Source organism: Campylobacter concisus (genome assembly GCF_001298465.1).
Lineage (GTDB): Bacteria > Campylobacterota > Campylobacteria > Campylobacterales > Campylobacteraceae > Campylobacter_A > Campylobacter_A concisus.
This window is the reverse complement of record NZ_CP012541.1, coordinates 467,578-482,181: the sequence shown is the minus strand read 5'-3', so window position 1 is coordinate 482,181 and position 14,604 is coordinate 467,578. Positions and strand designations below refer to the sequence as shown.

Below are 14,604 nucleotides of genomic sequence, written 5' to 3'. Positions count from 1 at the left end.
TTTCTAGCTTTGTGTAATTTCGTATCCATCGTTATCAAATGAAAAAATTTCAACTCTAAAGTCACTAAATTTGCTCTTTAAAACATCTTGTAAATTTTTAGCGTCGTCTTTATAAGCGATGTTTAAAAAGCTTGAGCCTGAGCCTGAAAGTGTGCTCATAAGCGCTCCATTTTCATAAGCTACTTTTCGCACCTCAAAGAGCTCTTTCAAAGCACTCATTCGGCGCTCTTCGTGCATCATATCCTCACTTGCAATCCTCAAAAGATCATACTTTTTTTCATAAAAACATGATGTTAAAAATGCAGCACGAGACAAGTTATTCACACACTCTTTCATGGTGTAACTTTTTGGCAAAATTTGCCTTGATGAAGCCGTGCTCATTGGTTTATTTGGGATGACAACGACTGCTTTGATCTCATCGCTTAAATTTATTTTATTTGCGTAGACATTACCATTTTTTACGATCGTGCTGATAAATCCACCGTGAACTGCTGGCGAGATATTGTCTGGATGAGTTTCATAGATGATCGCTTTATTTAAAACAACGCTTTTACTGGCCTTAAAGCCAGCCATCTCATAAGCCGAAGCTATGGCGCCGACGATTACAGCTGAGCTACTGCCAAGCCCTCTTGAAAATGGGATGTTGTTTTCAAAAACTACTCTGAAATTTTCATTTTTACCAGTTAGTTCTAGAAAAATTTCATTAAAAATGCTCAAAAAAATGTTGTTTCTCTTTAAATTTACACTATCGCTTCCCTCACCATTTATTGATACTGAGCTAAATTTAGATGGCTCGATCTTTACGCTATTAAAAAGCTTCAAACTAAGCCCCAAAGCATCAAAACCAGGACCTAAATTTGCACTCGTGGCAGGGATTAAGATATTCAAAATTTCTCCTAAACAGCTTGGATAATATAATTTGGAAGTGTATCTGAATTTAGTTTTAATTCATCTAAATTTAAAGGCAACACAAATCTCACAGGTTCAACTTTCTCAAGTAAAATTTCGCCATTTTTTAAAACAAAGCTTAAATTTTTATTTGCCCTGATCGCTTGGTGACCATTTAAGCTAAAGCCACTAACCGCATAAAATTCGCAACCCTTTGCCAAAGAGAAAGTCTTTAAGATGACATAGGCCACCTTTAGCCCCATAAAACTGCCTGGCGTATTTGCATAAATAATTTTTGCGATATTAAATTTAGAGGATAAATTTTCTAAGATCTTTATCAAAGCTTCACTGACATGTTCATCAGTCGTAATTTCATCAAATTTTACGCCATCTTTATAAACTCCAACCAAGAGCGGAGTCGATAAAGAGACAACTAAAATTTCAATATTTTCTATGCAAATACCTTTTGATACTCTTTTAGAAGTTCGCCATTTAGAGTTGCGATCTCGTAGTTTTTCTCATCGGACATCAAAGCAAGAGTTAATTTGTGATTTAGGTCATGGCTTCCAGCAAATGCTGTATAATCGCCCAATAAAGGCGCTCCAAGCAAGCTTAAATCACCAATCGCATCTAAAATTTTGTGCCTTACAAACTCATTTTCAAATCTCAAACCTTCTGGATTTAGGATATGTGTATCATCGATTGCCACAGCATTATCAAGTGATGCACCAAGGGCTAAATTTTGAGCTTGCAAACGCTGTAAATCTTTCAAAAATCCAAAAGTTCTAGCACGAGCTATATTTTTTATAAACGAGCTTTTACTAAAATCAAAAACATATCTTTGTTCACCAATAACTGGATGATCAAATTTTATCGTATAGTCAAATTTTGGACTTCTTGAAGGTGAAGTTCGTACAAATTTAGAACCCTCAATGACTTCAACTTCACGGCGGACAAGAATTACTTTTTTGCCAGCATCAAGATATCTTATGCCAGCTTCATCAAGTAGCATACAAAAGCTTATTGCACTACCATCCATCACTGGAATTTCATTTGCATCAACAGAGATTCTAATATTATCAATGCCATAACCATTTATGGCTGACATTAGATGCTCAATCGTACTAATAAAGCCCTTTTCATTGCCAACAACGGTTGCCATCTGCGTATTTATCACATTTTTAGGTTCGGCTTTAAAACTAATACCAAGATCTTCGCGGTGCAAAATAATGCCAGAATTTGCATCAAGAGGTTCTAGTATAAGTCTTATCGGCTCACCTTTATGAAGCCCTATACCAACGGTCTCAACGCGTCTTGCGATAGTAGTTTGTTTCAAGAATTTTCCTTATATTTTTAATCCGCTTATGATAGCACTAAAAAATCAATTTTGCAAATTTTTTAGTTCTTGTCTATCATCGCTTTTGCAGCATCTAAGACACTTGTGATATTGTCTTTTATCCACTTTTTGTCCATCCATTGTTGTGGTCTCACCTCTTCGCCTTGGACTAAAATTCCAAAGTGAAGGTGATCCCCAAGTGCAAGGCCACTAGTTCCAGTAACACCTATCTGATCGCCAGCTGCCACCATATCGCCCTCTTTTACTCTAGTGCTTGAGCAGTGTCCATAAAGTGAATAAAGCCCAAATCCATGATCGATCACGATATTTAATCCATAAATTCCATTTTCTGATGCAAGCACAACACGACCAGCATTGGTAGCTATTATTGGAGCTGCCGCCACGCTTGCAAAGTCTATTCCCATATGCCAAGACTCACTTACTTGCTCATTATTATATGTATAGTATCGGTGATCGGCGAAGTCAGCCACTTTTTTACCATTTCTTAGTGGGTAAAATGGAGCCACACTAAAGCCAGTTAGCATCTCATCGCCAGGATTTGAAGTAAGTGCTGTTATCTTTTCTTCGTTTGAGTTTCTAAGTGTTTCATTGACAAATCTCATTTTCTCAAGCCTTGAAAGCGCTCTTGGATCTTTTGCGTATTGATCTGTTAGATCAACTATCTTTCCATCTAAAAATTTATCATTTAACGCAATAGTTGAAGTTTTATACTTTACATTTTCATAAAAATATCTCACGTGAGACTTGCTCTCATTGCCTGCAAAGTCTCTTGCAATGACCTCAGCACTAAAATTTTCAACCTGAACTGGCCAAGCAACAAGTGCTGCATAAAAGCCCTCTTTATAAAATGGCACAGCTTTAAATTTCTTACCAAAATTTGTCTGGACATAGGCCTCTTTTAGCTGGTTATCAGTCGCTCTAAACACCACAACAGCACTACCACCTTTTGAGATAGAATAAGATTGCGAAAGTACGTAAAGATCAGGCTTTGAAGTATCAAGCACTACTTCAACCTTTTTGCTAGCTTTGTTGCCAGTAAAAAAACTCCATTTGCTAGTATCTACAGCTTCGATATTCATCTCATAGGTATCTTTTTGAGCAAAAAAGCCAGTCTTTGGAAAGGTTAAATTTACATCAAGCTCAGTACTTGGATTTTGCATGATTTGATTTAACAAATTTAGATCATTTTTCCCATCATTCATACTAATTCGTACAAATTTTATACCACTATCGTCTTTAAATTTGATATTCATTGGGGTTCTAAGATTCCAATAAACTTTATCAGCAACACCGATTATCGGTTCATTTCGCTCAAAATCTTTTGACATCAAAGCATAGCCAAAACCACCGACTAAGATTAAAATTAGCAAAAGCACAACAATACCAAAACCGCCAATTCCACGTCTATACATATATTTTTACCTTAAATTTAATTTGCAAAATTTTACACGTAAATCAATAAATTTTTAGTTAATTACAAAATTTCTCTTACAGCTCTAGCGTCGCTCATCCATGCAAAAAGCTCATCCCAGCGTTCATCTTTGATGAGATCTTTGCACAAATTTAGCTCTTTTTCAAACATATTTATGGCTTCAACAACATTATTTTTATTTTGCTTAAAAATATCGCTCCACATAAAAGGCGAACTCTTTGCGACACGTATCATGCCCTTAAATGTAGGTCCGCCAAGCGCTACGATGTGCCTTTTATCCTCTTCTTTTAAAATTCCACTAGCAAGCGAAAATGCGATCGCATGAGGCAAATGTGAAATAAGACCTACGTGATGATCATGCTCTTTTGCGCTCATGAAAATGATCTTCATGCCAAGACAAGAAAATAACTCAACGCTTCTTTTTACATGTTTTTCTGCGCTCTCAGCAAAGTCACAAACGATAATAGTTGCCCCTGTGTAAAGTGATTTAAAGGCAGCCTCTGGACCAGAATACTCAGTACCTGCCATTGGATGAGCTGGGATGAAATTTTTACGAATTTTTTCTGGCACAGCTTCTATTATCTTTTGTTTGGTTGAGCCAAAATCAATGATAGTTGTATCTTCGCTAATATCGGTTAAATTTTGCACTATTGATACGATAGCTTCAACTGGCACAGCCAAAAAGATGATGTCACACTTCTTTTTCATCTCGTCAATGCTTAAAATTTCATGCACCAAGCCAAGTTCTAAGGCCTTTTTGCTATGATTTTCATCTTTGTCATATCCACTAACACAAGAGATTAATTTTTCATCTTTTAGTGCAAGACCAAGCGAGCCACCCATAAGACCAAGTCCGATGATACCTATTTTCATAAAAAACCTTCAAAATTATAAAATTTAAATTTATTAAAAATAAAATATGATATTATACGCACTTATACTAAAACTCTAGGTTAAATTTAATGAAAAAGAAATTATTTTTATTAGCATTAGCTTTCAGCGGCCTAAGCGCACAAACAATCCAGTCAATAAACTTTAAAGGCCTAATTCACCTTTCGCCTGAAGTAGCAAGCCAAATAATGGGCTTAAAAGTCGGTCAGGATCTGACTCCAAAGCTTAGCGATAAGGCGATCACAAATTTATACAAACAAAACTATTTCGACGATATCTACATAGAAGATACAGGCAATGGTAATCTTTTAGTAGCTGTAAAAGAGAAGCCAAGTGTTGCTAGGGTCGATCTAAAAGGCGTCGTAACAAATGACAAAACTGCCATAGAGTCGTTAATCAATATCAAACCAGGCAATATGTACGATGAGCTTACAATAGAAAAAACTAAAGAGAGAATTCGTCAGTATTATGAGTCAAAGGGATATTTTGATACCGTTGTAGACGTAGAAAAACAACCAGTTGCAGACAACGACAGCTCACTTTTTATAACACTCAACATAAACCGCGGCGAAAATATGATAATCAAAAATGTAAATTTAGTCGGCGCAAAAGAGTTTGATTATGACGACATTGAGCCAGTAGTTGCAAATAAAAGTAGAGAATTTATGGGCTGGCTTTGGGGCAGAAATGACGGTAAAGTTAAACTTTTTGAGCTTGAAAATGATCCAGCAAGAATACAAGACAAATATTTCCAAAAAGGCTATTTAGACGCGACTATTTCGTCACCTTATTTAAATTCATCGTTTGATAATTACACAGCTGATCTTACTTATTATGTTCATGAAGGTGAGCCTTATAAGGTTTCAAATGTAAGCATTACAGCACCTGAAGAGCTGGAGCTTGACACTAAAAAGATCATAGATGACTTTAGGCTTGAGGCTGGCGATACGATGAACTCAGCAAGACTTCGCCAAGATATGAAAAAGCTCGATGATATGGTTGCTGATAAAGGTTATGCGTTTGTGAAGGTCTATCCAAAGACTGATAAATTTGATGAAAATAAAACTGTCGATATTGATTATGAAGTAGATCCTGGCGAAAAAGTATATATAAGAAATGTTCAAATTTCAGGAAACGATAGGACCGTTGACCGCGTTGTAAGACGTGAACTTTATCTAACCGAAGGAAATTTATATAGTAGAACCGACCTTCAAGACTCAAAAGATGCGCTAAAAAGAACAAGCTACTTTGACGATGTCGAGATAGAAGAAGATCCAGTTGATAAAAATACAGTCGATCTAAAAGTAAAAGTAAAAGAAGCCTCAACTGGCTCAATAAGCGGCGGTATCGGATACGGCAGCAGTGACGGACTACTACTAAATGCAGCACTTTCTGATACAAATATCTTTGGCTCTGGCCTTCAAGGACAAATAAGCGTAGATAAAAGTGACAGAGAGCTTTCAGGTCAGATAAGTCTTACAAACCCAAGAATTTTCGACTCAGAGTATAGCCTTGGCGGAACACTTTATGCAAATGACTATGACTGGAGAACATATAAAGAGAGAAGCTATGGCTTTAGCACAACTCTTGGTAGAAAACTAACTAGAAATTTAAGTGCATCGCTTACTTACAATATTGAGCAAAGCAAAATTACTCTAAAAGATGATGAACTAAGAGATATCAACGCAAAAACTAAAAAAGAAATTTATAGAGAAGGTAAAGCTATAAAAAGCGCTATAACTCCGGCTTTAACATATAATAGCACCGATGATTATTACTTGCCAAGACGTGGCATCATAGCTAGTACATCATTTGAGATAGCTGGACTTGGTGGCGATATAGACTTTATCAAAAATCGCACAAATTTTAACTACTACCTAGGTCTTAGAGAATACATCGACTACGATCTTATCTTAAGATACAAAGCAAGCTTTGGCAAAATTTGGGAAAGAGGATATACTCCGATCAACGAAAGACTTTACCTTGGTGGTATAAGAAGCTTACGTGGTTACGAGAGCAGAACCGTATCTCCAAAGGTAAAATATAATGGCGACTACTACGAATACGGCGGCGAAACTTCATTTAATAATTCAGCTGAAATAAGCTTTCCTATAATAGATCGTGTCAAAATGCGTGGTGTTGTATTTTATGACTACGGTATGATCGGCGAAAATAGCCTAAATGAGATAAAAAGATCATCAGTTGGTACAGGTATCGAGTGGATAACACCTATCGGACCACTTCAACTAATCTTTGCAAAAGCTCTTAAACCTAAAGAGGGCGATGATACAAATACATTTGAGTTTACTATCGGAAGACGCTTCTAATAAGATACTTTGAAGGGGCTAACTTACCCCCCCCCTTCAAACCTTTACAAATAAACAAACTTTAAGTCATATAAGAAAAAGCAAGGCAAACATTAGATATAATCCCACAATTTTTAATATAAGTGGGTAAAAATATGAATTTCTCAGATATTTTTTCAAAAATAAGAAAAGCTCAACCTCGTCCAGAAGAAGCGCCTACACACTGGGTAAAATGCGATAATTGTCACTCACTGATGTACTACAAAGAAGTTGAAGCTTGTTTTAATGTATGCCCAAAATGCGGTTATCATATGAGACTAAAAGCTACTGATCGTATAAATTTGATCTGTGATGAAGATAGCTTTGTAGAATTTGACGCGAATTTAAAACCGGCAGATCCATTAAATTTTGTTGATAAAAAATCATACAAAAAAAGAATCACAGAAAATAAAGAAAAAACAGGACGCACAAGCTCAGTGATATGCGGCGAAGGTAAATGCGACGGACAAGAAATCCAGCTAGTTGTTTTTGACTTTGGTTTCATGGGTGGTTCATTGGCTTCAGTTGAGGGTGAAAAGATCGTAAGAGCGATAAAACGAGCGATAGAAAAACGCCAAGCCTTAGTCATAGTGAGTGCTTCAGGTGGAGCTAGAATGCAAGAGAGTACATTCTCTTTGATGCAAATGTCAAAGACATCAGCCGCTTTAAAACTACTTGATGAAGCAAAGCTGCCTTATATCTCAATACTTACTGATCCAACAATGGGTGGCGTTAGTGCTTCTTTTGCTTGGCTTGGAGATCTAATAATCGCTGAACCTGGCGCATTGATAGGCTTTGCTGGTCAAAGGGTCATCAAACAAACCATTGGTGCTGATTTACCAGAGGGATTTCAAAGAGCTGAGTTTTTGTTAGAACATGGCTTAATCGATGCTATTGTGCCAAGAAGCGAACATAAAAAATATATAAGCGATATGGTTAAATTTCTCACAAATAACAAGACAATGCATCAAAAAGAAAGACAAGATGAAAATGGAAATAACTTTGAACTAAAGCTAAAAACCAAAGGCTAAATTTGGAAATTTCAGTTTTTAGCATTCAAAAATCATCACGTGACAACTTTGAAAACGAAATACAAGAATATATAAAAATGAGTGCAAAATTTGCCAAGGTAAACGATAAAATCTTTTTCAATGAAAAAATAGCAAAAGCTCAAAGTGCCGGAAAAAGCGAAGCATTAAGAGCCTATGATGAAATTTACGAGCCAAATTTAAAAGGCTTTTGTGTAATGCTTGATGAAAATGGCTTGCAACTTGACAGCCAAGAATTTGCACAAATTTTAAACTCAAATTCACAAATTAACTTTTTCATAGGTGGAGCTTATGGTCTTAGCCAAAATTTAAAAAATAAAGCACAAAAAGTCGTAAGTTTGAGCAAGATGACGATGGCGCATAAGGTTGCCAAGCTTGTACTTTTTGAGCAAATTTTTAGAGCACTTTGCATAAATGCAAACCACCCATATCACAAATAAAGGAATATAAATGACACAAACTGAGCTAAATTTTTTTAAAAAATTACTTGAAGAAAGAAAATTACAGATCAAAAAAAATATCTATGATTCATCTGTTGAAGTAAATGGCTTAAGAGATAGTGGTGTAAGCGATGAGTTTGATATAGCCTCTGTAAATACAGACCAGTTAATCGAGCATTCGATATCGACACAACAAAGAGCGGAGCTATCAGAGATAGATGAAGCACTAGAGAAGATAGCAAATAAAACTTATGGAATTTGTGATATGTGTGAAGAGGAGATCAGCATACCGCGACTAAAAGTAAAACCACATGCAAAATACTGCATAACTTGCCGTGAAATAATCGAAAAAACAGCAAAAAACTAAGGAGAAAACATGAAAACTAGAAAATTTCTCGTCTACTGCATAATCTACATAGTAGTTGTTGCAGGACTCACTTATTCTCTTAATAGTTCTGATTACACATTTGAGCTTTTAGGCCAAACTATAACTTTGCCAATTGCTATTTGGGTCGCTCTTCCAGTAGCTGTTTTAGCACTTCTTGCCCTACTTCATATCGCTTATCATGGATATGCTTTTTATAGATATAAAAAATGGATCAAAAAAGATAGCCAGCTTTATAAAGACTTAGCCAAAGAGACGCTTCTTGGCTTTGAGAGCAACAAAGACTTCAAAACCGACACTTACAAGATCGCCTCACAGCTTACTCGCTCTATCTCACCAGTAGGCGAGCTTAAAGATGTCGGTGTAGATGATGCCGAGATAAACAATATCTTACAAACTATAAAAAGTATAAAAAATAAAGAGATCGTCGATCTAAAGAAATTTAGACTAGCAAAAGATAGCAAGTTAAATATCCTAAATGAGCTAAATAAAATCGAGCAACTACCTACTTACTATCTTGACATACTTAAAAATCAAGATCAAAACGAGAGCCTTAAAAAAGCCGCATTTGATAAACTCATAAAAGTAGCTTCTTTCAGCGAGATCAAAAGATTAAATTTTGAACTAGCGAGTGAAGATATAATGCTTATTATTACCCGCTTTGTAAATGACGAGATCGATCTAAGCAGTGATGAAATTTTTGATCTTTTAAACAACGCAAAAGTGACAAAAGCACAATACGACAAAGCAGCTATAATGCTTAAAAATAAGCTAAAACCAGATGCATTTATCGGCATCTTTGAGAAGCTAAAAAGCATCCATGCTGACGCTGATGAGGCTTACGTATATGCGCTATTTGAGCTTCAGATGCTTGATAAAGTAAGAGAGGCTATCGAAGGTAGCGACCCAGATGAGTTTAAAGAGATAAAGGTCTTGCTGTTTTTACGAGATAACGGCAAAATGGTGCCTAGCTCGCTATTTTTTAAATGATAGACTTTAGCAAAAAGCCACTTTTCTTAGCGCCCCTTGCTGGCTTTTCTGACTTGCCACTAAGAAGCGTAGTTAAGAAATTTGGCTGTGATGTCACTGTTAGCGAAATGATCAGCGCAAATGCTCTAGTATATGAGAGTAGTGACAAAACGTTTGAAATGATTAAAAAATCCCCAAACGAAGAGCCTTACATCGTTCAAATAGCTGGTAATGACACGGAAAATATAAAAAAAGCTGTGCAAATCATCAATAAATTTGATGGAATTTATGGGCTCGATCTAAACTGCGGCTGCCCCGTACCAAAGGTCGTTAGACAAGGAGCGGGTTCTGCTTTACTAAACGATCTTAACAAACTTCAAAATATAATCTCAGCCATAAAAAGCGTCTCAAACAAAGAGAGCCTGAGTGTTAAATTTAGACTTGGCTTTAACGATAAAAATGAAGAAAAGATAGCAAAAGCCTGCGAAGAAGCCGGCGCAGACTACATCGCAGTGCATGGGCGTACAAGAGCTGGCGGATACAGCGCAAAGGTTGATTACGAAGCGATCGCTAGAGTAAAGGCTAGTGTAAAAATTCCAGTCGTCGCAAATGGCGATATAAATGCACAAAATGCAGATAAAATTTTAAACCTTACAAAATGCGACGCCCTAATGATCGGCAGAGCAAGCATCGGCAACCCTTGGATATTTCACGAGATAAAGAGCAAAACTAGTGTGGATAAGGCGCTAAAACAAGAGATCATCCTAGCTCACTTCGACGCTATGATAGAGCACTACGGAGAGCATGGACTTTGTATATTTAGAAAGCATTTGCACCAATACAGCAAAGGCATCGACGGCGCAACAACATTTAGAAACGATGTAAATTTCATCAAAGATGCCCACGTGATGAGAGAGCGCATAAGGGAGTTTTTTGCCTAGATGCAAGGCTACATCCTGCGCGTGCAAAAGGTCAGAGACGAGGACCTTTTAGTCTTTGTGCTAACGCCAAATTTGCTCGTAAAGTCATATAGATTTTTTGGCGCACGGCACTCAAACATCATGACTGGCTACAAGATCGACTTTGAGCTAGAGCAAGAGGCAAAATTTCTACCAAAGCTTAGAAGCATACTTCATCTTGGCTTTAAATGGCTGTTAGAACGCGATAAACTCATCATTTGGCAGCAGTTCATGCGCCTACTTTATGATCATCTAAAAGAGGTCGAGCAGCTCGATGAAATTTATTTTAACGAGCTTGATCGCTGCGCCAAACAGATGCAGCTACAAAATCCAAAGCGCCTTATCATCGAAAGCTACGTTAAAATTTTAGAGTATGAAGGTAGGCTTCACAGCGAGCTTGAGTGCTTCATCTGCGACGAGGAGATAGAGAGCGAGCTTTGCTTAACTCGTGGTTTTTTACCCTCTCACAAGCACTGCCTTGATAGGAACGAATTTGACGCTGGTAAGATCAAAAATTTGTTTGATACAAAAAGCACGATCGAGCTAAATGATGATGAGATAAACCGGCTTTATAAAATTTTACTTGATGGACTTTAAGCCATAGCTTGCTATTTTAAATAGCTATTTCTTAATGCTTAAAGCACATGGCTATTTTTTAAGCTTCAATTTTCTAAGTTATAAAATTCTAACCAGTAGTTTTTGCACTAAATGCTTTTGTATTTGCTATATATGATAGTTTTGATTTATGCACAAGTACAAGAATTTCATCTATTCATACATTTTTTATTTATTTTGATACGAGCTAATTAAAATAGAAATATTTATAGCTTGCTTCTTGGGATTAGTCCCAAAAAGCAAGTAAAATTTTACTCTTCACTACTGCTATTGAGAGCAAAAAAAGTATCAGTATGAATATTTTCAAATGCTGCTTTTAGCGAAGTAAAAAGTTTTGGATTTTCTTTTTCTAATGTTGCTAAAAGCTGTTTGGTTTCATATCTAGCATGCGGCATCTTCACGTCAAATCTCATTGCAGGGCATGCTTCATCGCCAATGACTCTTAATTCATTTTTGATAGCATTTTCGCGAAGCTGTCTCTCGCGAACGAAGATAAATGGCCTAATAACCGTGATTCCATTTTTTGCAGTATATTTTGGAGCAAGCGTCCTTAGTGCACCATTATATGTAAAGTTCATAAAAAAGCTCTCCGCTGCATCGTCTAAATGATGAGCAATCGCAAGTTTATTAAAACCATGTTTTAAGGCGTAAGTATAAAGATAACCTCTTCTCATACGAGAAAAGAAACTACAAAAACTGGAATTCTTACGGATTTTCTCTTTTGAAATCTCAAAGATTGAGCTATCTATCACTTCATGCTCTATTCCGTGCTCATTGCAATGCTTCGTAAGATAAGCGTAGTCCTCACCCATGCCGTAGCTTAGTGTTACTGCTTTAAACTCAAATTTCTCAGGTGTAACGTTTTGGATATGCTTTAGTACGTGAGCTAGTGCGAGGCTATCTTTACCACCGCTAAGACCAAGCAAGATCTTATCTCCGCCCTCTATCATCTTGTATCTGGCATTTGTCTGACCAACTTGCCTAAGAAGCCTTTTGCTAAGCTCTATCATAAATTTTCTACCATTTCAAGTATAAATTTTGCACTAACACTTGCTGAATCTTGCAAAAATTTATCAAAGTCAAACTCTGCTGCATCACCAGCCCCATCGCTGATAGCTCTTAGTATAAAAAATGGCACACCAAGTGTTTCGCAAACTAGTGCAACGCTAGCACCTTCCATCTCGGTAGCACTCGCATTAAATATCTTTTTAATCCAAGCTTTCTTTTCATTATCGCAGATAAACTGATCTCCAGTCGCAATAACACCAGCGCTTAAGCCCATATCTTTTTTATCAGCTATCTTTTTTGCCAGTTCATTTAGCCCTACATCACTTTTGACAAAGATACTTGTGCCTGGCACATAGCCATAAGGATGGCCAAAAGCCGTGATATCAAGATCATGTTGCACCAAGCTAGTAGCATAAAGCATATCACCTATTTTTAAACTCTCATCAAGTGAGCCAGCTACGCCAGTAAAGAGCAATTTTGAGGCCTTAAATTTTTCTACCATTAAAGTTGCCGTTATGGCTGCATTTACTTTACCTATCTTTGAATAGGCAATGACTAGCTCTTTTCCCTTATAGTTTGCTAAGTAAAATTTATTATTTGCATATTGAACAGTTTTATATTCACCAACCATTTCAAGGATCGGTGTTATCTCCTCTTGCATAGCTCCAAGTATCGCTATCATCTCTCCTCCAAAATTTTCACAACTTCTTCAAGACTTGCCATATCAGTAATACTATAAGTTGGCTTTTCAGTAATTTTTTTATTGATGCCCTTTAACGTCGCAGCACCAAGCTCGATAAAACAATCAACATCATTTTCATAGTTTTTAATGCTCTGTTTATAGCAAACTGGTTTTATTAGCTGCTCTTTTAGTAGGACTAGTGCTTCGCTTTTATCAGTATAAATTTTAGCATTTACATTTGAGACAACTGGAGAAAAATTGGTAGCCAAAGTACTCTCAAGCTCGCTTGCTAGTCTAACACTAGCTGGTTCAAGTATCGGACAATGGCTTGCTACCGACATATTTAAAAGCATTGCTCTTTTTGCGCCAGCTTCTTTAAATTTTGCTTCATAGCTAACAAGATCAGCTCTTACACCAGCGACAACGATTTGTCCATCGCAGTTGTAGTTTGCAGCATAAATTTGTAAGCCTTCTTCTCTTGCTTTTTTACAAATTTCTTCAACCACTTCATCACTAAGTCCAAGAACTACCATCATGCCGGCATCTTTACCAACACAAGCTTCTTGCATAAATTTACCACGTAAATTTACAAGCCTAATCGCATCAATAAAATTAAATGCTCCACTAACTGCAAGAGCGGTAAATTCTCCAAGTGAGTGTCCAAGACTAAATTCTGGTTTTTCTTTAATAAAATTTGAAAAAGCTAAATAAGTCATTAGCGAGTTTAAAACGATAGCTGGCTGAGTAAATTCTGTTTTATCTAACTTATCGTTTTGTGTAAATAAAAGCTCTTTGTAATCAATGCCAGTGTCATTACAAGCATCATTTAAAAGTAACTTAGTAGTAGAAAAATTTTCATAAAAGTCTTTTCCCATACCAATACTTTGCGAGCCTTGGCCCGCAAAAACAAAAGCAAATTTTTTCATTTTAGCTTCTTAGTGATGGTGATGTCCGTGTCCACCGCAACCGCAACCGCCATCCTCGTGTCCGTGTCCATGCCCGTGTCCATGACCCCCGCAGCACTCATGCTCATGCTCATGACCACCACAACCGCAAGTATGAGCCCCAGCTACCATACCTGTTGCTTTTTCATCTTCTGTCGCATCTTTAACTTCTAAAACTTCAACATTAAATAGCAAATCTTTACCAGCATATGGGTGATTAAAATCAACTGTTACTTCGTCATCTTTGATCTCTTTAACAATAACACGAACGCTTGAGCCATCCTCATTTTGACCAAAAAGTTCCATTCCTTCATGCAAATCTATACCAGCAAATTGCTCTTTTGGTAACGACTGAATGGCTTCATTATTATATTCACCACAACCCTCTGCTGCCTTTACGCTTATAGTTGCTCTTTCGCCTGATTTTAATTTGCTTACTTCTTCTTCAAGCTTTTCTATAATATGGCCATGCCCTGTTATAAACGAAATTTGGCCACCTTCTTGCATGTTTGACTCTAAAATTTCACCAGTATTAGCATCTTTTAGTTCGTAAAACATAGTTATGACTTGATCTTTACTCACAATAATCTCCTTAGATTTGGTTTCTTGATTAATGTGGGATTATATCTAAAAAAGATTA

16 protein-coding genes are annotated in these 14,604 nt (G+C 36.7%); 7 read left to right on the top strand and 9 right to left on the bottom strand.

Annotated features, from left to right (window positions below):
- Positions 1-3: 3 nt before the first annotated feature.
- The 5 genes from thrB to CCON33237_RS02410 form a co-directional block, all read right to left on the bottom strand.
- Entirely contained in the window at positions 4-888 is an 885-nt protein-coding gene (gene thrB, locus CCON33237_RS02430) for a homoserine kinase (RefSeq protein WP_054196236.1), read from the bottom strand.
- Positions 889-896: 8 nt separating this feature from the next.
- Entirely contained in the window at positions 897-1,298 is a 402-nt protein-coding gene (locus CCON33237_RS02425; protein ID WP_054196235.1) for a glycoprotease, read from the bottom strand.
- A gap of 41 nt (positions 1,299-1,339) precedes the next feature.
- On the bottom strand, positions 1,340-2,224 hold the full coding sequence (lpxC, locus tag CCON33237_RS02420) for a UDP-3-O-acyl-N-acetylglucosamine deacetylase (protein WP_021090613.1): 885 nt from the start codon (positions 2,222-2,224) through the stop codon (positions 1,340-1,342).
- Positions 2,225-2,286: 62 nt separating this feature from the next.
- The gene (gene pgp6 / locus CCON33237_RS02415; protein WP_054196234.1) at positions 2,287-3,657 is read right to left on the bottom strand and encodes a peptidoglycan metallopeptidase Pgp6; all 1,371 of its coding nucleotides are present in this window, start codon (positions 3,655-3,657) and stop codon (positions 2,287-2,289) included.
- 62 nt (positions 3,658-3,719) lie between these two features.
- Positions 3,720-4,550 carry a prephenate dehydrogenase gene (locus tag CCON33237_RS02410; protein ID WP_054196233.1) on the bottom strand — a complete coding sequence of 277 codons (831 nt, stop codon included), beginning with the start codon at positions 4,548-4,550 and terminating at the stop codon, positions 3,720-3,722.
- Between the two features lie 89 nt (positions 4,551-4,639).
- On the opposite strand from CCON33237_RS02410, the gene bamA reads away from it, so the two are divergent.
- The 7 genes from bamA (at position 4,640) to recO (ending at position 11,312) form a co-directional block, all read left to right on the top strand.
- Positions 4,640-6,895 carry an outer membrane protein assembly factor BamA gene (bamA, locus tag CCON33237_RS02405; RefSeq protein ID WP_054196232.1) on the top strand — a complete coding sequence of 752 codons (2,256 nt, stop codon included), beginning with the start codon at positions 4,640-4,642 and terminating at the stop codon, positions 6,893-6,895.
- A 134-nt stretch (positions 6,896-7,029) separates the two neighbouring features.
- Positions 7,030-7,944 carry an acetyl-CoA carboxylase, carboxyltransferase subunit beta gene (accD, locus tag CCON33237_RS02400; RefSeq protein WP_054197378.1) on the top strand — a complete coding sequence of 305 codons (915 nt, stop codon included), beginning with the start codon at positions 7,030-7,032 and terminating at the stop codon, positions 7,942-7,944.
- 2 nt (positions 7,945-7,946) lie between these two features.
- Positions 7,947-8,402, top strand: a complete 456-nt coding sequence (locus tag CCON33237_RS02395) for a 23S rRNA (pseudouridine(1915)-N(3))-methyltransferase RlmH (protein ID WP_054196231.1) — start codon at positions 7,947-7,949, stop codon at positions 8,400-8,402.
- A 10-nt stretch (positions 8,403-8,412) separates the two neighbouring features.
- A complete protein-coding gene (gene dksA / locus CCON33237_RS02390; protein WP_035167251.1) occupies positions 8,413-8,769 on the top strand; it encodes an RNA polymerase-binding protein DksA in 357 nt (118 codons plus the stop codon).
- A gap of 9 nt (positions 8,770-8,778) precedes the next feature.
- On the top strand, positions 8,779-9,777 hold the full coding sequence (locus CCON33237_RS02385; RefSeq protein WP_054196230.1) for a hypothetical protein: 999 nt from the start codon (positions 8,779-8,781) through the stop codon (positions 9,775-9,777).
- A complete protein-coding gene (locus CCON33237_RS02380) occupies positions 9,774-10,697 on the top strand; it encodes a tRNA dihydrouridine synthase (RefSeq protein ID WP_054196229.1) in 924 nt (307 codons plus the stop codon). Before CCON33237_RS02385 ends, CCON33237_RS02380 begins: the two co-directional genes overlap by 4 nt.
- Positions 10,698-11,312 (top strand): recombination protein RecO, encoded by a 615-nt coding sequence (gene recO, locus CCON33237_RS02375; protein WP_054196228.1) that lies wholly within the window; start codon positions 10,698-10,700, stop codon positions 11,310-11,312.
- 269 nt (positions 11,313-11,581) lie between these two features.
- Here the strand turns inward: recO and CCON33237_RS02370 are convergent, their stop codons facing one another.
- The 4 genes from CCON33237_RS02370 to CCON33237_RS02355 are packed head-to-tail and all read right to left on the bottom strand — an operon-like array spanning position 11,582 to position 14,552.
- On the bottom strand, positions 11,582-12,340 hold the full coding sequence (locus CCON33237_RS02370; protein ID WP_021090654.1) for a tRNA 2-thiocytidine biosynthesis TtcA family protein: 759 nt from the start codon (positions 12,338-12,340) through the stop codon (positions 11,582-11,584).
- Entirely contained in the window at positions 12,337-13,020 is a 684-nt protein-coding gene (locus tag CCON33237_RS02365; protein WP_054196227.1) for a 5'-methylthioadenosine/adenosylhomocysteine nucleosidase, read from the bottom strand. The genes CCON33237_RS02370 and CCON33237_RS02365 overlap by 4 nt, the downstream gene beginning before the upstream one ends.
- Positions 13,017-13,946 carry an ACP S-malonyltransferase gene (gene fabD, locus CCON33237_RS02360; RefSeq protein WP_054196226.1) on the bottom strand — a complete coding sequence of 310 codons (930 nt, stop codon included), beginning with the start codon at positions 13,944-13,946 and terminating at the stop codon, positions 13,017-13,019. Before fabD ends, CCON33237_RS02365 begins: the two co-directional genes overlap by 4 nt.
- Before the next feature lie 9 nt (positions 13,947-13,955).
- Positions 13,956-14,552, bottom strand: a complete 597-nt coding sequence (locus tag CCON33237_RS02355; RefSeq protein WP_236842024.1) for an FKBP-type peptidyl-prolyl cis-trans isomerase — start codon at positions 14,550-14,552, stop codon at positions 13,956-13,958.
- Positions 14,553-14,604 lie beyond the last annotated feature (52 nt).

What these genes read in the sequence shown, in the direction of transcription:
- pgp6 (WP_054196234.1), bottom strand. Translation starts at nt 3,657, where the DNA reads ATGTATAGACGTGGAATTGGCGGTTTTGGTATTGTTGTGCTTTTGCTA.
- CCON33237_RS02410 (WP_054196233.1), bottom strand. Translation starts at nt 4,550, where the DNA reads ATGAAAATAGGTATCATCGGACTTGGTCTTATGGGTGGCTCGCTTGGT.
- bamA (WP_054196232.1), top strand. Translation starts at nt 4,640, where the DNA reads ATGAAAAAGAAATTATTTTTATTAGCATTAGCTTTCAGCGGCCTAAGC.
- accD (WP_054197378.1), top strand. Translation starts at nt 7,030, where the DNA reads ATGAATTTCTCAGATATTTTTTCAAAAATAAGAAAAGCTCAACCTCGT.
- dksA (WP_035167251.1), top strand. Translation starts at nt 8,413, where the DNA reads ATGACACAAACTGAGCTAAATTTTTTTAAAAAATTACTTGAAGAAAGA.
- CCON33237_RS02385 (WP_054196230.1), top strand. Translation starts at nt 8,779, where the DNA reads ATGAAAACTAGAAAATTTCTCGTCTACTGCATAATCTACATAGTAGTT.
- CCON33237_RS02380 (WP_054196229.1), top strand. Translation starts at nt 9,774, where the DNA reads ATGATAGACTTTAGCAAAAAGCCACTTTTCTTAGCGCCCCTTGCTGGC.
- recO (WP_054196228.1), top strand. Translation starts at nt 10,698, where the DNA reads ATGCAAGGCTACATCCTGCGCGTGCAAAAGGTCAGAGACGAGGACCTT.
- CCON33237_RS02370 (WP_021090654.1), bottom strand. Translation starts at nt 12,340, where the DNA reads ATGATAGAGCTTAGCAAAAGGCTTCTTAGGCAAGTTGGTCAGACAAAT.
- CCON33237_RS02365 (WP_054196227.1), bottom strand. Translation starts at nt 13,020, where the DNA reads ATGATAGCGATACTTGGAGCTATGCAAGAGGAGATAACACCGATCCTT.
- fabD (WP_054196226.1), bottom strand. Translation starts at nt 13,946, where the DNA reads ATGAAAAAATTTGCTTTTGTTTTTGCGGGCCAAGGCTCGCAAAGTATT.